Below are 17,065 nucleotides of genomic sequence, written 5' to 3'. Positions count from 1 at the left end.
CCGCTCCCTTTGGCCGCGCGCGACCTCTCGAGGAACGGGCCGCTGCGTCAGGCGCGAGCATCCTGGCGCGCCGGAGCGCGCATGGCTAGAAATAAGTGAACAGCGTTCAGGCTTGTTGGCGGGCGAGCGCCGGCTGCAGGCGGCTGGCGGCCAGGCTGAACAGCAGCCACACCGCGCAGGGCAGCAGGAACACCGCCCAGGCCAGGACCAGACCGGCCAGGCCGAACACCGCCGCGACGCGCTGCGCCAGGCGGGGCCGTTCGACCTTCCCGGCCGGCGGCAGATAGATCTTCAAGCTCATCGTCCCCCCAGACTGTCAGAGCGCGCTAAATCCGCCGCCCGCGCATACTCGGCACGGGGGGCTTCGGACCCTTTGCGGGAAGCGGCCTGCCTGGCAATCGCTTTCCCCAAATCGCGTATAGCCGGCCCCATCAGGTGCCAGGGCTCCACGCAGTAGCGGGTGAACAGGCGCTGGGGGTCGACGGCCAGGCGGAACAGCCATTCCATGCCCACCTGCCCCATCCAGCGGGGCGAGGGACGCTGGACGCCGGCCTCGTAGTCGAACGCCCCGCCGACCGTGAAGGTCACGCAGGCGCCCAGCCTGGACTGGTTCTCCAGGACCCAGATCTCCTGGCGCGGCATGCCCATGCCGACCAGCACGATGTCGGGCCGGTAGGCGTTGATCGCGTCGACCACCGCCTGGTTCTCGGCCGAGCCGGAGGTCGCGTCGAAATAGCCGTGATGGGTGGCCAGCTGCGCGCCCGGCCAGTCGGCCCGGATGCGGGCGGCCGCCTTCTCGCCGACGCCCGGGGCGCCGCCCACGAAGAAGACCTTCCAGTTCTCGCGGATGGCCCGCTCCCAGAAGGCGTCGCGCCAGTCCAGGTAGGTGCAGCGGTGGAAGCGGCGGCTGGCCCGGCCGACGATGCGCGCCCAGAAGATCACCGGCACCGAGTCGACCTCGATCAGGTCGGACTTGCGGAAGAACTCGGCGATCCGCTCGTCCTTGCGGATCAGGTACAGGCTGTGGAGGTTGTGGTTGGCGACCACGGCGCTTTCGCGCGCGGCGATCTTGCCGGCCACGAAGTGGAAGACTTCCTCGGGACGGACCAGGTCCATCGAACCGCCGAGAACCTGCACCCGCTCTTCCGGGCGGCGGTTCAGACGGAAGTTCTGACGCACCTCTGGAGAGAATGCGTCCCTCGCTGGAAGAAACATCTTGGCCCGACTCCGACGACTTGGAGCACAGGTCTACAGGAACAGGCTTAGCCGTTTCCCAAGAAGGATGCTTAGCGACGCTTAACCTTGAAATTTCGTTTCAAGAACGATTTACCATTTAAAGTCCTGACGCCGCATGTCGATCGTAGTCTTCGAAGACTTCCGCTTCGGCGAACAACGATCGACATGCGCGCAGATGTCGCAAGTTATTCGTTGACGACCACGACCTTGCCCATGGCCTTGCGGCTGGCCAGGTGGGCGATGGCGTCGCCGGCCTTGGCCAGGGGGAAGCGCTCGGAAACGTAGGGCTTGATCTTGCCGGCCGCGTAGAGGTCCATCAGCTCGCGGACGTTCTGGACGTGGCCCTTGGGATCGCGGGCCACCGAGGCGCCCCAGAACACCCCGACGATGTCGCAGGACTTCAGCAGGGTCAGGTTCAGCGGGATCTTGGGGATGCCCGACGGGAAGCCGATCACCAGGAAGCGGCCGCCCCAGCCGGCGGCGCGGATCGTGGCCTCCGAATAGTCGCCGCCGACCGCGTCATAGGCCACGTCCCAGCCGTTCGGGCCGCAGGCGCCCTTGATCAGCTCGGCCAGGGCCTTCTGTCCGTCCTTGTCGAACGGGCCGCGCGGATAGACCACGCCGGCGTCGGCCCCGTGCTTGATGGCCAGGTCGACCTTCTCCTGGCTGGAGCAGGCGGCGATCACCCGCGCCCCGGCCGCCTTGCCCAGTTCGACCGCCGCCAGGCCCACCCCGCCGGCCGCGCCCAGCACCAGCAGGGTTTCGTCGGCCTTCAGACGGCCGCGGTCCTTCAGGGCGTAGTACGAGGTGCCGTAGGTCAGGATGAAGGCGGCGGCCTCGTCGAAGGGCATGTTGTCGGGGATCGGGGTGCAGCGGTTGGCGTCCAGCGCCACCTGCTCGGCCATGCCGCCCCAGCCGGTCGAGGCCAGCACCCGCTGGCCGACCTTCAGGGTGGTGACGCCCTCGCCCACCGAGGTGACCAGGCCCGAGACCTCGCCGCCCGGAGCGAACGGCCGCTCGGGCTTGAACTGATACTTGTCCTCGATGATCAGCACGTCGGGATAGTTGACGCCGCAGGCCTTGACGGCCAGCACCACCTGCCCCGGACCGGCGACGGGATCGGGAAGCTCCTCCAGCACCAGGGTCTCGGGTCCGCCCACGGTCTTGCTGAGCACCGCCTTCATCTCGTCTCTCTCCCGCTGTCTTCGTTGCGCGTTCTTCGTTAAGGAGCCGGACGCTAGCGCACGCCCGCCGGCCAAGGAAGCAGAATGTCAAACAAACGTTTTACTCTCGCCCTGCACGGCGGCGCCGGGCCCAAGCGCGGCCATGACTACGGCGTCGAGATCGCCCACATGCGCGGCCTGGTCGAGGCGGCGCGCGACCGGCTGGCGGCGGGGGCCCGCGCCCTGGACGTGGCGGTCGAGACCGTGGTCGCCCTGGAGGCCAGCGGCCTCTACATCGCCGGCAAGGGCGCCTCGCCCAACGCCGACGGGGAATACGAGCTGGACGCCAGCCTGATGGACGGCGCGACCCTGAAGGCCGGATCGGTGGCGGCCCTGCAGGGCTTCGAGAGCCCGATCCTGGCCGCCCGGGCGGTGATGGAGAGGACGCCGCACGTGATGCTGGCCGGCGAGGGGGCCATGGCCTTCGCCCGCGAGCAGGGGCTGAAGACCATCGACGACCCCGCGACCTGGTTCACCCATGCCGGCGCCTTCGAGGCCAACCACGCCCCTGAGGTCCTGCCCACCGGCACCGTCGGCTGCGTGGTCCGCGACGCCGAGGGCCGCCTCGCGGCGGCGACCTCGACCGCCGGGGTGTTCGGCAAGCTGCCGGGCCGGGTGGGCGATTCGCCGATCATCGGGGCCGGGGCCTGGGCCGACGGCCATGCGGCGGTGTCCTGCACCGGCCAGGGCGAGTACTTCATCCGCACCGCGGTCGCCGCCCAGATCGCCCACCGCGTCCGCTTCGGCGGCGAGAGCCTGGAGGCGGCCGCCCGGGCCGCCATCCAGGGCGTCGCCGACCTGGGCGGCCACGGCGGCCTGATCGCGGTGGACCGCGACGGGAACGTCGCCATGCCCTTCGCCTCCAGCGGCCTCAAGCGCGCGGCCCTGCTGCCGGACGGGTCGATCGTGGCCGAGGCGTTCTGACGCCCGGCGTCGGGCGATCGTCATCAGCCTCCGATACAAGCCCCCTGCCTCGCCACGCGGCGCCGGTCGCCGCGTTCGCGTCCGACGCGGCGCCGGGCGTTGAACCACAGACCGGTGATCGATAAGGGTACCCGCATGCATGAACACGCCGGCCGTCAGGCCCGACCCGAAGACCTGATCGATCTCGCTGCGCTGACCCGCGCCTATTTCGAGATCCACGCCGATCCCGCCAATGTCGCCCACCGCGTGGCCTTCGGCACCTCCGGCCACCGCGGCTCCAGCTTCGACGCGGCATTCAACGAGGACCACATCCTGGCCGTGGCCCAGGCCATCGCGGAGTATCGCGCCAGCCAGGGGATCACTGGTCCGCTGTTCGTCGGCCGCGACACCCACGGCCTGTCCGAGCCGGCCTGGCGCACGACGCTGGAGGTGCTGGTCGCCAACGGGGTCGAGACCCTGATCGACTCGCGCGACGGCTTCACCCCGACGCCGGCGGTGTCGCTGGCCATCCTCGAGCACAACCGGCGCGCGCCGGGCAGCGCCGACGGGATCCTGCTGACCCCGTCGCACAACCCGCCGCGCGACGGCGGCATCAAGTACAATCCCCCGTCCGGCGGTCCGGCCGGCGGCGAGGCCACCTCGGTGATCGCCGCCCGCGCCAACCAGCTGCTGGAAGGCGGGCTGAAGGACGTCAAGCGCATCCCGTTCGAGCGCGCCCTGGCCGGCGCCAAGCGCCACGACTTCCTGGCCCAGTACGTCGACGCCCTGCCGACGATCCTGGACCTGGACCTGATCCGTTCGGCCGGGGTGAGGATCGGGGCCGACCCGCTGGGCGGCGCCGCCGTCGCCTACTGGGGCGCCATCGCCGACCGTCACCGCCTGGACCTGACCGTGGTCAACGACGCCGTCGACCCGCGCTGGGCCTTCATGCCGCTCGACACCGACGGCAAAATCCGCATGGACTGCTCGTCCTCGGCCGCCATGGCCAAGCTGATCGACATCATGGCCGGCGGGGCGAAATACGACGTCGCCACCGGCAACGACGCCGACGCCGACCGCCACGGGATCGTCACCCCCGACGGCGGGCTGATGAACCCCAACCACTATCTGGCGGCCTCGATCGCCTATCTGTTCGCCAACCGCCCGGCCTGGGGCCCCGACGTGGCCGTGGGCAAGACCCTGGTCTCGTCCTCGATGATCGACCGCGTGGTGGCGGGCCTGGGCCGCCGCCTGCTGGAGGTGCCGGTCGGCTTCAAGCATTTCGTGCCCGGCCTGCTGGACGGCTCGGTGGGTTTCGGCGGCGAGGAGTCGGCCGGGGCCTCGTTCCTGCGCAAAGACGGCTCGGTGTGGACCACCGACAAGGACGGCCTGCTGCTGGCCCTGCTGGCCGCCGAGATCCAGGCCAAGACGGGCGCGAGCGCCAGCCAGCTCTACAAGGGTCTCACCGACCAATACGGCGCGCCGTCCTACGCCCGCATCGACGCCCCGGCCAACCGGGAGCAGAAGGCCCGCCTGGGCGCGCTCAGCCCGTCGGACGTCACCGCCAAGGACCTGGCCGGCGAGCCGATCACCGACATCCTGACCAAGGCCCCCGGCAACGGCGAGGCCATCGGCGGCCTGAAGGTGACGACCAGGAACGCCTGGTTCGCCGCCCGCCCGTCGGGCACCGAGGACGTCTACAAAATCTATGCGGAATCCTTCCTGGGTCCGGATCATCTGAAGACGGTGCAGGCCGAGGCGCGCGAGGTCGTGGCGACGGCGTTGAAGGGCTAGCGGCGGTCAACCCTTGCCCCCTACGGACCGCTTCGCGGTCGTCTTCCCCCGGAGGGGGAAGAGCGCTCCGCCCCCTACGGGGGCGGACAGGCGGCGAAGCCGCCGGGTAGGGGCAAGGGGGTGAGCTCCCACGCCCTAGCCACCGCCGCGACTTCCCCCTATACCGCGCGGCATGTTTGAAGGCCTCTCCCCCCTCGCCCGCGACGCTCGCGCCTGGCCGTTCGAGCAGGCGCGCGCCCTGCTCGCCCGCATCCTGCGCCTGCGTCTGTCCGACGCCGAACGCGACCTCGCCTCCACGCTGATCAACAGCGGCAAGGCCGACGAGGCCGTGAAGACCTTTCCGGCCCTGGCCAAACCGGTGATCCTGGAGACCGGCTACGGCCCGTCGGGCCTGCCGCACCTGGGCACCTTCGGCGAGGTGGCGCGCACGACCATGGTCCGCAGCGCCTTCCGCGCCCTGACCGACGACGCCATCCCCACGCGCCTGATCGCCTTCAGCGACGACATGGACGGCCTGCGCAAGGTTCCCGACAACATCGAGAACAAGCAGCCGCTGATCGAGGACCTGGGCAAGCCGCTGACCGTGGTCCGCGACCCGTTCGGCACCCACGACAGCTTCGGCGCCCACAACAACGCCCGCCTGCGCGCGTTCCTGGACGGCTTCGGCTTCGAGTACGAGTTCGTCTCGTCGACCGAGTGCTACAAGGGCGGCCTGTTCGACGCGACCCTGCTGACCGCCCTGGAGCGTTTCGACGCCATCCAGAAGGTCATGCTGCCCACCCTGGGCGAGGAGCGCCGCGCCACCTATTCGCCTTTCCTGCCGATCAGCCCCTCGACCGGCAAGGTGCTGCAGGTCCCGACCCTGGAGCGCAACGTCGACAAGGGCACGATCGTCTTCGAGGACGAGGACGGCTCCAAGGTCGAGGTCCCGGTGACCGGCGGCCACGTGAAGATGCAGTGGAAGCCCGACTGGGCCATGCGCTGGACCGCCCTGGGCGTCGACTACGAGATGAGCGGCAAGGACCTGATCGACTCGGTCAAGGCCAGCGCCCAGATCTGTAAGGCGCTGGGCGGGGTTCCCCCGGAAGGCTTCAACTACGAGCTCTTCCTCGACGAGAACTCGCAGAAGATCTCCAAGTCCAAGGGCAACGGCCTGTCGATGGAGGACTGGCTGCGCTACGGCGCGCCGGAGAGCCTGTCGTACTACATGTTCCAGAGCCCCAAGTCGGCCAAGAAGCTGTATTTCGACGTCATCCCCAAGGCGACGGACGAGTACCTGCAGCAGCTGGACGCCTATCCGCGCCAGGAGCCGGTCAAGCAGCTGGACAACCCCGTCTGGCACGTCCATTCGGGCCGCCCGCCGCAGTACGGCTCGCCGGTGTCGTTCAGCCTGATGCTGAACCTGGTCTCGGCGGCCAACGCCTCGGACAAGGCGATCCTGTGGGGCTTCCTGTCGCGCTACATCCCGGGCGCCACGCCCGAGAGCCAGCCGCTGCTGGACCGCCTGGCCGGCTACGCGATCAACTACTACGACGACTTCGTGAAGCCGACGAAGGCGTTCCGCGCGCCCGACGACAAGGAACGCGCGGCGATCGTCGACCTCTTGGCCCGCCTGAAGGCCCTGCCGGCCGACTGCCAGGACGCCGAGCTGATCCAGAACGAGGTGTTCGCGGTCGGCAAGGACCACGGCTTCGACCCGCTGCGCGCCTGGTTCCAGGCCCTCTACGAGGTGCTGCTGGGCCAGAGCCAGGGCCCCCGCTTCGGCTCGTTCGCGGCGATCTTCGGCCTGGACCGCACGACGGCGCTGATCGAGGAAAAATTGGGCTGACGCTGACGCGGCGAGCGGCGGGACCCCGAGCGTCCCGTCCTTTCGCCGTCACGCATTGACGCTGGGGCGTCGGGCGTTCATTCGCCGTTCGAGGCAGTTGGGGATCCAGATCTTGGGCGACACCATTCTCGTGGCGGGCGGCGCCGGATACATCGGCTCGCACACCTGTCTGCGCCTGGCCGAGGCCGGCTACACCCCCGTGGTCTACGACAACCTGTCGAACGGCTGGGAGTCGTTCGTCCAGTGGGGCCCGCTCGAGGTCGGCGACATCCGCGACGCGGCGCGGCTGGACGCGGTGTTCGCCAAGCACAAGCCCGTCGCCGTGATCCACTTCGCCGCCTTCATCGAGGTGGGCTTCTCGGTCGCCGAGCCGGGCGCCTTCTACGAGAACAACGTCGGCGGGACCCTGACCCTGATCGAGGCCGCCCGCCGGGCCGGCGTCGACAAGCTGGTGTTCTCCTCGACCTGCGCCACCTACGGCGACCCCGTCTATGTGCCGATGGACGAGAAGCACCCGCAGGCCCCGCTGAACCCCTACGGGCGCAGCAAGCTGATGGTCGAGCAGGTCCTGCAGGACCTGGCCCGCTACAAGGACTTCCGCTCGGTGGCCCTGCGCTACTTCAACGCCGCCGGGGCCGATCCCGCCGGCCGGATCGGCGAGAAGCACGAGCCCGAGACCCACGCCATCCCGCTGGCCATCGCCGCCGCCCGGGGCGAGCGCGACAAGTTCATGCTGTTCGGCGGCGACTACGACACCCGCGACGGCACCTGCGTGCGCGACTACATCCACGTGCTGGACCTGGCCGACGCCCACGTCCTGGCGCTGAAGTGGCTGCTGGGCGGCAAGGCGAGCGCGGTCTTCAACCTGGGCACCGGCACGGGCACGACGGTGCGCGAGCTGGTCGGGGCCATCGAGCGGCGATCCAACCGGCCGTTCCCGTTGGAGCTGACCGGGCGGCGGGCCGGCGACGCCCCCAGCCTGGTGGCCGACAACCGCAAGGCCCGCGAACAGCTGGGCTGGACGCCGCGCTACGATCTGGACGCGATCATCGAGCACGCCTGGGCCTGGCACGCCAACGGCGCGCTGGACCTGAAGCGCTGAGCGGCGCCGTGGCGAACCGGACGCAGCGGCTTCGCTGGGCGCTCGGCGACGTCGCCTTCCTCGGCTTCTGCCTCTGCGGGCCGCTGGTCCCGCTGACGTTCGGCTTCTTCAGCCTGATGTATCGGACGAAGCCGGTCGTCGCCGACCCGAGCGGCTGTCCGGTCGGCCATCTCGTCAACCACGGACGCTACGTCTGCGTCAGCGCCCACGAGCAACTGGCGTCGAACAGCTGGCTGATCACCATTCCCCTCTGCATGATCCTCCTCCCGACGGCCAAGTTCCTGGTGCGGGACCGGTCGGAGACGACCCTGATGGAGCGCGTGCTGGGGCCGCTCACGATGGCCGCGCTCGTGGTCCTGTTCTTCTTCGGCGAACATGTGGCGGCGCTGCTGACCACCGGGTCGTTGATCTTGCCCGCGGCGCCCGCGCCCTGAGCGCGTATTGCCGCCTGCGACACCGTGACCCGATAGATGAACAAGAGTTAAATTGCCGGTTAAGGGTCTGTCCGCAATTTGGAGTCTAGTCTGGTTGCGTCAAAACCAAGGTTAGTCTCATGGCTTGCTTCACCCTTCGCCCTTCCGACCGTTCGGAATTCGACTCGTTGCTCGGCGAACTGGCCGCCCAGTTCCCCGCCGCGCACGTCGAAGCCGCCCACAACGACAACTGGAAGTCCTATCGCGTCGACATCTCGTGCGACGCCCCGTGGGAAGGCGATCTGACCGCCTGGCTGCAAAGCAAGCACGCCAGCTGCCCGCGCACCTGATCTAGATCCAGGGCCTACTGGCTGGCCCACAGGATCCGGGCGATCCACACCACTTCGGCCAGGTCCAGCGCCTGGACCCGGCCGTCGCCGCCCAGCGAAGCCAGCTCCACGCTGCGGGCCGTGATCCGCGCCAATTCCTTGACCAGCAGGTCCCCGCCGGTGGTGCGGACCACCACCCGGTCGCCCCGGCGCGGCTCGACCGACGGCGAGACCAGCAGGCGGTCGCCGTCGCGATACACCGGCGCCAGGGCGTCGCCGGTGATCTCCAGGGCGTAGACGCCCTCGTCGCCCAGACCCGGAAAATCGATCTCGTCCCAGCCGGCGCCGGTCGGCGCGCCGGACTCGTCGAACAGCCCCTCTGCCCCGGCCTGGGCGAAGCCGATCAGCGGCACGGCGCGCGGACTGGGCCCCGACACGCGCCCGGGAGGCGCCCGTTCGGTCAGGGCCGCGAACTCGGAAAAGCCGACCCCCGTCGCCTCCAGCACCTTGGCCAGGCTCTCGGTCGAGGGCCAGCGCGGGCGGGAGTCGCCCTCGCCGCGCTTGGAGCGGTTGAACGCCGTCGGGTCCAGCCCGGCCATCTTGGCCATGGCCGAAGGGCTCATGTCGAAGCGCTCGGCCAGAGCGTCGATCGCGGTCCAGATCTCGGTATGCGACAGAGACGACATGGCTTGGGCCTCCTCGCCGTGATCCCGGAAAATATGCCTCGTCCCTAGGAAAGTAAACCTATCGCGCCACGGCCAAGTTGACGTTTACGTAAACGTTGACGACGGAATGTCGCGGGCATATGGTGATCGACGATAACCAACCGGCTCGGCCGCAGAAGTCGGGCCTGCCCAGGGAGGGTTCGAATGTTGGCAGACCTGCGACGCCCAGAGCGCACCTTTACAATCCGTCAGCTGTGCAACGAGTTCAAAGCCACGCCTCGCGCGCTGCGCTTCTATGAGGACAAGGGCCTGCTGACTCCGGCCCGCGAAGGCCTCAACCGCGTCTATTCCCACAAGGACCGCGTCCGCCTGCAGCTGATCCTGCGCGGCAAGCGCGTAGGCCTGTCGCTGTCGGAAATCCGCGAACTGCTCGACCTCTACGACGAGAACGACGACGGCGCGGCCCAGATGGCCCGGTCGCTGAAGAAGTTCCGCGAGCGCGCCACCGCGCTGGAGCAGCAGCGCGAGGACATCGACGGCGCCCTGATCGAACTGCGCGAAGCCTGCGCCCGCCTCGAGCGGCGCCTGGCCGAGATCCGCCCCGACCTGCTGCCCCGCGCGGCCGACTACGACCAGGTGCTGCGCGCCCGGCTGGACGGTCACGGCGACGCGGCAATGGGCAAGTAGACAAGATTCCGCGTTCTTCCTCCAACACCGGAGCAAGACGCGGAGCCACCTCTCTCCTCCCCCACTGATCCGCCCCCGCTGATCCGACTCACCAGGACCGTTTCATGACCTACCAGCCGCCCGTTCGCGAACATGCCTTCATCCTGCGCGACGTGCTCAACATCGACCAGCACGGCAACCTGCCGGGCTTCGCCGACGCGCCGTTCGAGACCGTCGAGCAGATCCTCGAGGCCGCCGCCCAGTTCACCGGCGAGGTCCTGGCCCCGCTGAACCATGTCGGCGACAAGCAGGGCTGCGTCTGGAACAGCGACTTCACGGTCAAGACGCCGGACGGCTTCAAGGAAGCCTACAAGCAGCTGTGCGAAGGCGGCTGGACGGGCCTGGGTTCGGACCCGACCTATGGCGGCCAGGGCCTGCCCCACGTCGTCAACCTGGCCTTCAGCGAGATGTCGAGCTCGGCCAACATGGCCTTCTCGATGTATCCGGGCCTGGCCCACGGCGCCTATTCGGCCATCCACACCGGCGGCACCGACGCGCAGAAAGAGACCTATCTGCCCAAGATGATCTCGGGCGAGTGGACCGGCACCATGAACCTGACCGAGCCGCATTGCGGCACGGACCTGGGCCTGCTGCGCACCAAGGCCGTCCCGCAGGGCGACGGCAGCTACAAGATCACCGGCCAGAAGATCTGGATCAGCGCCGGCGAGCACGACATGTCGGACAACATCGTCCACCTGGTGCTGGCCCGCATCGAGGGCGCCCCGGCCGGCGTGAAGGGCATCTCGCTGTTCATCGTGCCGAAGTTCTTCCCCAAGGAAGACGGCTCGGTCGGCGCCCGCAACGAGGGCGTCAAGTGCGTGGGCCTGGAAGAGAAGATGGGCATCCACGGCAACGCCACCTGCGTGATGCAGTACGACGACGCCGTCGGCTACCTGATCGGTGAAGAGAACAGCGGCCTGAAGCTGATGTTCGTGATGATGAACGAGGCCCGCCTGGGCGTCGGCCTTCAGGGCATCGCCCAGGCCGAGGCCGCCTACCAGGCCGCCGCCGCCTTCGCCAAGGACCGCCTGCAGGGCCGCTCGCTGACCGGCCCGAAGAACCCCGACGGCCCGGCCGACCCGATCCTGGTCCACCCCGACGTCCGCCGCATGCTGCTGCAGAGCAAGGCCCTGATCGAGGGCGGCCGCGCCTTCCTGTTCTGGACCGCCCTGCACGGCGACCTGGCCCACAGCCACCCGGACGAGGCCGTGCGCACCAAGGCCGAGGACTATATGGGCCTGATGACGCCGGTGCTGAAAGGCTACCTGACCGACAAGGGCTTCCAGGTCTGCTCGGACGCCATGCAGGTGCACGGCGGCAGCGGCTTCACCGAGCACTTCCCGGCCAGCCAGTACCTGCGCGACGTCCGCATCGCCCTGATCTACGAAGGCACCAACGGCGTGCAGGCCCTGGACCTGGTCGGCCGCAAGCTGGCGTCGAAGGGCGGCCGCGGCGTGATGACCTTCTTCCAGGAGATCGACCAGTTCATCGGCGAGAACGACGGCGACGCCGAGCTGAAGCCGTTCATCGACGCCCTGGCCGGGGTGAAGGCCCAGCTGCAGGACGGCACCATGTGGCTGATGCAGAACGGCCTGCAGAACCCCGACAACGCCGGCGCGGCCTCGACCGACTACATGCACCTCTTCGGCCTGACCGGCCTGGCCTACATGTGGGCCCTGATGGTCAAGGCGGCCAACGCCAAGATCGCCGCCGGATCGACCGACCCCTTCTTCACGACCAAGATCGTCACGGCGAAATTTTTCATCGAGCGCATCTTGCCTGACGCAGGGGCGCATCTGGCCAAGCTGAAGACCGGTTCGGCGACCCTGATGGCGCTGCCCGCGGAGGCCTTCTGATCATGAGCGTGCTCAACGTCGAAAAGCCGGCCTTCATGGCCGAAGAGGACATCGCGATCTTCGAGGACGCGGTCGGCAAGTTCTTCGACGAGCACGCTTCTGAAACGACGGTCGCGAAATGGCGCAAGAACCACTGCGTCGACCGCGACATGTGGACCAAGGCGGGAGAGGCCGGGCTGCTCGGCCTCTCCACGCCCGAGCAATACGGCGGGGCCGGCGGCGACTACCGCCACGAGGTCGTGCTGATGGAGCAGCTGGGCCTGAAGGGCGTCGACGGCTTCGGCATCAGCCTGCACAACGCCATCGTCATGCCGTACATCACCCATTACGGCACCGAGGAGCAGAAGCAGCGCTGGCTGCCGCGCCTGGCCACGGGCGAGCTGGTGGCGGCCATCGCCATGACCGAGCCCGGCGCCGGTTCCGACCTGCAGGCCATCAAGACCACGGCCAAGAAGGTCGGCAACCAGTACGTCATCAACGGCTCCAAGACCTTCATCACCAACGGCCAGACCGCCAACCTGATCATCGTGGTGGCCAAGACCGACGCGAGCGCCGGGGCGCGCGGCACCTCGCTGCTGGTGGTCGAGACGGACGGAGCGGAAGGCTTCGAACGCGGCCGCAACCTCGACAAGCTGGGCCAGGAGGCCCAGGACACGTCCGAGCTGTTCTTCAACGAGGTGAAGGTCCCGACCGAGAACCTCCTGGGGACCGACGAGGGCCAGGGCTTCTTCCAGCTGATGGGCCAGCTGCCGCAGGAGCGGCTGAACATCGCCGTCCAGGGCATCGCCACCATCGAGCGGGCCCTGGCGCTGACCATCGCCTACGTCAAGGAGCGCAAGGCGTTCGGAAAGGCGATCCTCGACTTCCAGAACACCCAGTTCGTGCTGGCCGAATGCAAGACCGAGGGCACCGTCGCCCGCGTCTTCGTCAACCACTGCATCGAGCAGCACCTGGCCGGCAAGCTGGACGCCGCCACCGCCTCGATGGCCAAGTACTGGGTCAGCGACCTGGAGAACAAGATCGTCGACCGCTGCCTGCAGCTGTTCGGCGGCTTCGGGTTCATGAACGAATATCCGATCGCCCGGATGTACCGCGACAGCCGCGTGCAGCGCATCTACGGCGGGACCAACGAGATCATGAAGCTGCTGATCGCGAGGACGCTCTAAGCATGCTGATCGAAGCCGCCGTCGTCCTGTGCCTGACCAACGCGACCGAGACGGCCGTGTCCGGTCTGGTGCGCGACGGCCGCTCCAAGCTGACCTCGGCCAAGCTGGAAGGGACCAGCCTCAACTATCGCGAACCCCTGGCCGAGACCCCGTTCCCGGCCGTGGACGCCGGCCAGACCGGCTGCGCGGACGTCGACGGCATGACCCTGGCCAAGCCCCAGCTGGTGATCCGCGGCGGACAGTCCGTCGGCGGCGGCCAGCATCACGGCGAGACGATCTGCCGCCCCACCCGGCCGCTGAAGCCGGGCGAGCGCCTGACCTTCATCTACCGCAAGAGCTTCCTGGGCCCGTTGACCTGCAAGGAGACCCGCTGATGCCGTTGATCGTCGCGCCGCCGCCCCAGCCGCCGCCCGCCCAGCACGCCGCCGCTCCGGCGGCCGACGCCCGCGCGGCGGTCGTCTGCGTGCGCGCCTCCGGTCCGCGCCCGCTGTTCTTCTCGGGCAAGCTGGTGGGCAAGAAGCCCGGCGCGAAGTTCCCCGGCGATTTCGAGCTGCCGCTGAAGGCCAATGTCGACCAGTGCAACAACCTGCTGCGCTCGAAGGTGGCCGACTGGTCGCTGCAGGTGACCACGCCCGGCTTCAAGGCCTGCTACCTGCCCGCGCCCGAGTTCGGCCAGCGCGTCACCTACAGCGCCAAGGCCACGGCCCGCGGCCTGGCCTGCGCGCCGATCGCCAAGTCGCCGATCGGCACCTGGAAATAGGGAATGAGCCTGGCCCTACGCCTTGTTGACGCTGTTCGCCTTGATCTGGGCCGCGCCGCGCGCGTCCAGGTCCTTGCGCGTGGCCTCAAGGCTGAGCGGGCCCTGAAGGGTGGCGTTGACCGCGTCCATGCCCGGGGCGGCGACGCCCGGCTTGCGGGCGATCAGGTAGCGCAGGCTGAGGCGCTCGTTGTCGGCGGCGTCGGGCTGGGTGCCGTGCAGGGTGCAGGCGTGCCACATGGCCGCATAGCCGGTCTTGCCGGTCAGCAGGTGCTGGCGGGTCTGGACCTCGTGGCCGCGCCCGTCGCGATAGAGCCAGCCGGCCTCGTTCTTCGTCAGGTCGTGCGGGAACAGCGTCCCGCCCAGCTTGTGGCTGTCCTCCAGCAGGAACAGCGGGGCGTCGTGCGTCCCCACGTCGTGCAGGTAGATGTACAGCGTCAGGAAATCGGCTTCCCGGTCCTTGTAGTCGATCAGGTCCTGGTGGAAGTCGATGCCGTAGAAATAGGTGATGTCGCGGAACGGCGGCCTCACATAGGCGCCCAGGTTGTTGACCGGGTTGCCGGCGATGCGGGCCTTCAGCCAGTCGGGCACGACGCTGGCCGGCACGCCGCAGATCAGCTTCTTGAGCAGGATCTCGTAGTCGTCGCCCAGCAGGGCCGTGACGGCCTCGACGATGGCCGGATCCTTCTCGACGAAGGCCAGGTCGTCCTCGAAACGCTCCAGCAGGTTCCTGCCGGGCGCGGGGTTCACCCCTATATATTGCGGGTCGGCGTCGAACTCGGCTTCCGACAGGAAGAGGTCCGCATCGAACGTCCGCAGCGCGCGGATCCTGGCCAGCAGGGCGCTCGCCGCCGCCGGGTCCACGCCGCCGCCGAACACATGATAGCCGCGCGCGATGAAGTCGCTCACCGCCGGGTGGGCCGCGTCCGTCGCACGCTCCGCTGCCGTCATCGTCCTGATCTCCAAACCAGCGGAATCAGACGCCTTTTTGGTTAACGAACCATCCAAGCCTACGCAGGAAGGAGCCATACAATGGCCGACGCTTACATTTTCGACGCCGTGCGCACGCCGCGCGGCAAGGGCAAGAAGGACGGGTCTCTGCACGAGATCACGGCCCTGTCCCTGGCCACCCAGGTTCTGGAAAACCTGCGCGACCGCAACGGCCTGGACACCTCCAAGGTCGACGACGTCGTCCTGGGCTGCGTCGCCCCCGTGGGCGAGCAGGGCAGCGACATCGCCCGCACCGCCGTCCTGACCGCCGACTACGCCGAGAGCGTCGCCGGCGTGCAGATCAACCGCTTCTGCGCCTCGGGCCTGGAAGCCGTGAACATGGCCGCGGCCAAGGTCGCTTCCGGTGAAGCCCAACTGACCATCGGCGGCGGCGTCGAGAGCATGAGCCGCGTGCCCATGGGCAGCGACGGCGGCGCCTGGCCGACGGACCCGTCCTCGGCGTTCAAGACCTACTTCATGCCGCAAGGCGTGTCGGCCGACCTGATCGCCACCCTCTACGGCTTCTCGCGCGACGACGTCGACGCCTACGCCGTGGAAAGCCAGAAGCGCGCGGCGGCCGCCTGGGCCGACGGCCGCTTCAAGAAGTCGGTGATCGGCGTGAAGGACCAGCTGGGCCTGACCATCCTGGACCATGACGAGACCGTGCGCGGCGCCACCACCATGCAGACCCTGGCCTCGCTGAACCCGTCCTTCACGGGCATGGGCGAGATGGCCTTCGACGCGGTGGCCGTCCAGCGCTACCCGCAGGTCGAGCGCATGAACCACGTGCACCACGCCGGCAACAGCTCGGGCATCGTCGACGGCGCCGCCGGCGTGCTGATCGGCACCAAGGAAATGGGCGAGGCCCTGGGCCTGAAGGCCCGCGCCCGCATCAAGGGCGCGGCCTCGATCGGCAGCGAGCCCTCGATCATGCTGACCGGCCCGTCGCTGGTCACCGAGAAGCTGCTCAAGAAGCTGAAGATGGAGGTCAAGGACATCGACCTCTACGAGCTGAACGAGGCCTTCGCCGCCGTCGTCCTGCGCATGATGCAGGCGCTGGACATCCCGCACGACAAGATGAACGTCAACGGCGGCGCCATCGCCATGGGCCACCCGCTGGGCGCCACCGGCGCGATGATCCTGGGCACCATGGTCGACGAGCTGGAGCGCTCGGACAAGGAAACCGCCCTGATCACCCTGTGCGTCGGCGCCGGCATGGGCACCGCCACGGTCATCGAACGCGTCTAGAGGCGGCGAACCCACGTCATGACCGCGCAGGTCTTCGATCCTCTGATGGCCTATCCGTCCTATGACGCGCCGTTCCTGACCACCTGGGACGGCGTGTTCGAGGCGGTGTTCGTGGCCTTCCATCCGTTCGCGCGGGTGGAAGGGCGCAACCCATTCGAGGATGGTCGAACGATCATCCCGGAAGGCAACACCTCTTTGGTCTCCTTCCAGGGCGACGGCGCTGTCGACGAGGTCGCAAAGGCTCTCGAGGCGGACAGCCGCCTGCTCTACGCAGGTTCGGCGGTCTCGCCCGACGAGATCAGCGACCCTGCCAATCTCCAGGTCGTGACCTGGAAAGAGGTGGCAGAGCGCGCCGGCCTAACCGGCGGAGCGGCGGAACTCTGCGAGGTCCAACTCAGCCTGATCGGGGCCATTCGCCCGCAACATGAGATCAAGCGGGACGCCTTCGTGGCCTTTGCTCGACGGGAGGGCCTGTTCCTACCGTCCGAGGGTCAGATGCAGCCCCTACTCCTGCCAGCGCTCCGGCGCTGGTTCGAGAGCTTGGGTCATGCCGAGGTCGTGGTCCAACCCGAGTTCGACGACGGACAAATCGTCCCCGTCGCGAAGGTGGAGGGCTGGTCCGACCGGGTCTCGTTCTACGACCAGGGCAAGACCGCCCTGGCCGTCGTCGACTGGGACAGCTTCTTCACGCTAGTCGCCGGCCCGCGCCGCGCTCTCGAAGACTGGGTTCGAACCGAAAATCTGGACGGCTTCTTCGCCGACAAAACAACCGGCCATGGCTGGTGGCACGCCGCCGCCAAGGCCTCCGAAAACACACGGAGCTAACCAC

General features: G+C 68.5%; 18 protein-coding genes. 13 read left to right on the top strand and 5 right to left on the bottom strand.

Annotation, left to right across the window (positions count from 1 at the left end; translation table 11 throughout):
- Positions 1-106: 106 nt before the first annotated feature.
- The 3 genes from BR39_RS0109840 to BR39_RS0109830 form a co-directional block, all read right to left on the bottom strand.
- Complete coding sequence (locus BR39_RS0109840; RefSeq protein WP_029910660.1) at positions 107-301, bottom strand: hypothetical protein; 195 nt, start codon at positions 299-301, stop codon at positions 107-109.
- Positions 298-1,215 (bottom strand): WecB/TagA/CpsF family glycosyltransferase, encoded by a 918-nt coding sequence (locus BR39_RS0109835; protein WP_029910656.1) that lies wholly within the window; start codon positions 1,213-1,215, stop codon positions 298-300. Before BR39_RS0109835 ends, BR39_RS0109840 begins: the two co-directional genes overlap by 4 nt.
- A gap of 206 nt (positions 1,216-1,421) precedes the next feature.
- Positions 1,422-2,420 carry an NADPH:quinone oxidoreductase family protein gene (locus tag BR39_RS0109830; protein ID WP_029910652.1) on the bottom strand — a complete coding sequence of 333 codons (999 nt, stop codon included), beginning with the start codon at positions 2,418-2,420 and terminating at the stop codon, positions 1,422-1,424.
- Positions 2,421-2,504: 84 nt separating this feature from the next.
- Between BR39_RS0109830 and BR39_RS0109825 the strand changes: the two genes are divergently transcribed.
- The 6 genes from BR39_RS0109825 to BR39_RS0109800 all read left to right on the top strand — a co-directional run bounded on the left by BR39_RS0109825 (position 2,505) and on the right by BR39_RS0109800 (position 8,849).
- Complete coding sequence (locus BR39_RS0109825; protein WP_029910649.1) at positions 2,505-3,383, top strand: isoaspartyl peptidase/L-asparaginase family protein; 879 nt, start codon at positions 2,505-2,507, stop codon at positions 3,381-3,383.
- A 135-nt stretch (positions 3,384-3,518) separates the two neighbouring features.
- Positions 3,519-5,156 (top strand): phosphoglucomutase (alpha-D-glucose-1,6-bisphosphate-dependent), encoded by a 1,638-nt coding sequence (gene pgm, locus BR39_RS0109820; RefSeq protein WP_029910646.1) that lies wholly within the window; start codon positions 3,519-3,521, stop codon positions 5,154-5,156.
- Between the two features lie 172 nt (positions 5,157-5,328).
- Positions 5,329-6,984 (top strand): lysine--tRNA ligase, encoded by a 1,656-nt coding sequence (locus BR39_RS0109815; RefSeq protein WP_029910644.1) that lies wholly within the window; start codon positions 5,329-5,331, stop codon positions 6,982-6,984.
- A 112-nt stretch (positions 6,985-7,096) separates the two neighbouring features.
- On the top strand, positions 7,097-8,086 hold the full coding sequence (gene galE, locus BR39_RS0109810) for a UDP-glucose 4-epimerase GalE (RefSeq protein ID WP_029910642.1): 990 nt from the start codon (positions 7,097-7,099) through the stop codon (positions 8,084-8,086).
- Between the two features lie 8 nt (positions 8,087-8,094).
- Positions 8,095-8,520 carry a hypothetical protein gene (locus tag BR39_RS0109805; RefSeq protein ID WP_029910638.1) on the top strand — a complete coding sequence of 142 codons (426 nt, stop codon included), beginning with the start codon at positions 8,095-8,097 and terminating at the stop codon, positions 8,518-8,520.
- Positions 8,521-8,639: 119 nt separating this feature from the next.
- The gene (locus tag BR39_RS0109800; RefSeq protein WP_029910636.1) at positions 8,640-8,849 is read left to right on the top strand and encodes a hypothetical protein; all 210 of its coding nucleotides are present in this window, start codon (positions 8,640-8,642) and stop codon (positions 8,847-8,849) included.
- A gap of 14 nt (positions 8,850-8,863) precedes the next feature.
- Here BR39_RS0109800 and BR39_RS0109795 read toward each other — a convergent pair whose 3' ends face one another.
- Positions 8,864-9,514: a helix-turn-helix transcriptional regulator gene (locus BR39_RS0109795; protein ID WP_029910633.1), complete on the bottom strand. Its 651-nt coding sequence runs from the start codon at positions 9,512-9,514 to the stop codon at positions 8,864-8,866.
- Positions 9,515-9,700: 186 nt separating this feature from the next.
- On the opposite strand from BR39_RS0109795, the gene BR39_RS0109790 reads away from it, so the two are divergent.
- The 5 genes from BR39_RS0109790 to BR39_RS0109770 all read left to right on the top strand — a co-directional run bounded on the left by BR39_RS0109790 (position 9,701) and on the right by BR39_RS0109770 (position 14,001).
- Positions 9,701-10,180 carry a MerR family DNA-binding transcriptional regulator gene (locus BR39_RS0109790; RefSeq protein WP_035018330.1) on the top strand — a complete coding sequence of 160 codons (480 nt, stop codon included), beginning with the start codon at positions 9,701-9,703 and terminating at the stop codon, positions 10,178-10,180.
- A gap of 104 nt (positions 10,181-10,284) precedes the next feature.
- Positions 10,285-12,075: an acyl-CoA dehydrogenase C-terminal domain-containing protein gene (locus BR39_RS0109785; protein WP_029910625.1), complete on the top strand. Its 1,791-nt coding sequence runs from the start codon at positions 10,285-10,287 to the stop codon at positions 12,073-12,075.
- Between the two features lie 2 nt (positions 12,076-12,077).
- Entirely contained in the window at positions 12,078-13,241 is a 1,164-nt protein-coding gene (locus BR39_RS0109780; RefSeq protein ID WP_029910622.1) for an acyl-CoA dehydrogenase family protein, read from the top strand.
- 2 nt (positions 13,242-13,243) lie between these two features.
- Positions 13,244-13,615 carry a hypothetical protein gene (locus BR39_RS0109775; protein WP_029910619.1) on the top strand — a complete coding sequence of 124 codons (372 nt, stop codon included), beginning with the start codon at positions 13,244-13,246 and terminating at the stop codon, positions 13,613-13,615.
- Complete coding sequence (locus BR39_RS0109770) at positions 13,615-14,001, top strand: hypothetical protein (protein ID WP_029910616.1); 387 nt, start codon at positions 13,615-13,617, stop codon at positions 13,999-14,001. Before BR39_RS0109775 ends, BR39_RS0109770 begins: the two co-directional genes overlap by 1 nt.
- Positions 14,002-14,016: 15 nt before the next feature.
- Here BR39_RS0109770 and BR39_RS0109765 read toward each other — a convergent pair whose 3' ends face one another.
- Positions 14,017-14,949: a phytanoyl-CoA dioxygenase family protein gene (locus BR39_RS0109765; RefSeq protein WP_029910613.1), complete on the bottom strand. Its 933-nt coding sequence runs from the start codon at positions 14,947-14,949 to the stop codon at positions 14,017-14,019.
- A gap of 81 nt (positions 14,950-15,030) precedes the next feature.
- Between BR39_RS0109765 and BR39_RS0109760 the strand changes: the two genes are divergently transcribed.
- Both BR39_RS0109760 and BR39_RS0109755 read left to right on the top strand, forming a co-directional pair.
- Complete coding sequence (locus BR39_RS0109760) at positions 15,031-16,236, top strand: acetyl-CoA C-acetyltransferase (protein WP_029910610.1); 1,206 nt, start codon at positions 15,031-15,033, stop codon at positions 16,234-16,236.
- An 18-nt stretch (positions 16,237-16,254) separates the two neighbouring features.
- Positions 16,255-17,061: a hypothetical protein gene (locus BR39_RS0109755; protein WP_029910607.1), complete on the top strand. Its 807-nt coding sequence runs from the start codon at positions 16,255-16,257 to the stop codon at positions 17,059-17,061.
- The last annotated feature ends 4 nt before the right edge of the window (positions 17,062-17,065 follow it).

Source organism: Caulobacter sp. UNC358MFTsu5.1 (assembly GCF_000712075.1).
Lineage (GTDB): Bacteria > Pseudomonadota > Alphaproteobacteria > Caulobacterales > Caulobacteraceae > Caulobacter.
This window is presented reverse-complemented; position numbering and strand designations above follow the sequence as displayed.

Coding starts and splice junctions, on each gene's coding strand:
- BR39_RS0109840 (WP_029910660.1), bottom strand. CDS start 301: ATGAGCTTGAAGATCTATCTGCCGCCGGCCGGGAAGGTCGAACGGCCC.
- BR39_RS0109835 (WP_029910656.1), bottom strand. CDS start 1,215: ATGTTTCTTCCAGCGAGGGACGCATTCTCTCCAGAGGTGCGTCAGAAC.
- BR39_RS0109830 (WP_029910652.1), bottom strand. CDS start 2,420: ATGAAGGCGGTGCTCAGCAAGACCGTGGGCGGACCCGAGACCCTGGTG.
- BR39_RS0109825 (WP_029910649.1), top strand. CDS start 2,505: ATGTCAAACAAACGTTTTACTCTCGCCCTGCACGGCGGCGCCGGGCCC.
- pgm (WP_029910646.1), top strand. CDS start 3,519: ATGCATGAACACGCCGGCCGTCAGGCCCGACCCGAAGACCTGATCGAT.
- BR39_RS0109815 (WP_029910644.1), top strand. CDS start 5,329: ATGTTTGAAGGCCTCTCCCCCCTCGCCCGCGACGCTCGCGCCTGGCCG.
- BR39_RS0109800 (WP_029910636.1), top strand. CDS start 8,640: ATGGCTTGCTTCACCCTTCGCCCTTCCGACCGTTCGGAATTCGACTCG.
- BR39_RS0109795 (WP_029910633.1), bottom strand. CDS start 9,514: ATGTCGTCTCTGTCGCATACCGAGATCTGGACCGCGATCGACGCTCTG.
- BR39_RS0109785 (WP_029910625.1), top strand. CDS start 10,285: ATGACCTACCAGCCGCCCGTTCGCGAACATGCCTTCATCCTGCGCGAC.
- BR39_RS0109780 (WP_029910622.1), top strand. CDS start 12,078: ATGAGCGTGCTCAACGTCGAAAAGCCGGCCTTCATGGCCGAAGAGGAC.
- BR39_RS0109775 (WP_029910619.1), top strand. CDS start 13,244: ATGCTGATCGAAGCCGCCGTCGTCCTGTGCCTGACCAACGCGACCGAG.
- BR39_RS0109770 (WP_029910616.1), top strand. CDS start 13,615: ATGCCGTTGATCGTCGCGCCGCCGCCCCAGCCGCCGCCCGCCCAGCAC.
- BR39_RS0109765 (WP_029910613.1), bottom strand. CDS start 14,949: ATGACGGCAGCGGAGCGTGCGACGGACGCGGCCCACCCGGCGGTGAGC.
- BR39_RS0109760 (WP_029910610.1), top strand. CDS start 15,031: ATGGCCGACGCTTACATTTTCGACGCCGTGCGCACGCCGCGCGGCAAG.
- BR39_RS0109755 (WP_029910607.1), top strand. CDS start 16,255: ATGACCGCGCAGGTCTTCGATCCTCTGATGGCCTATCCGTCCTATGAC.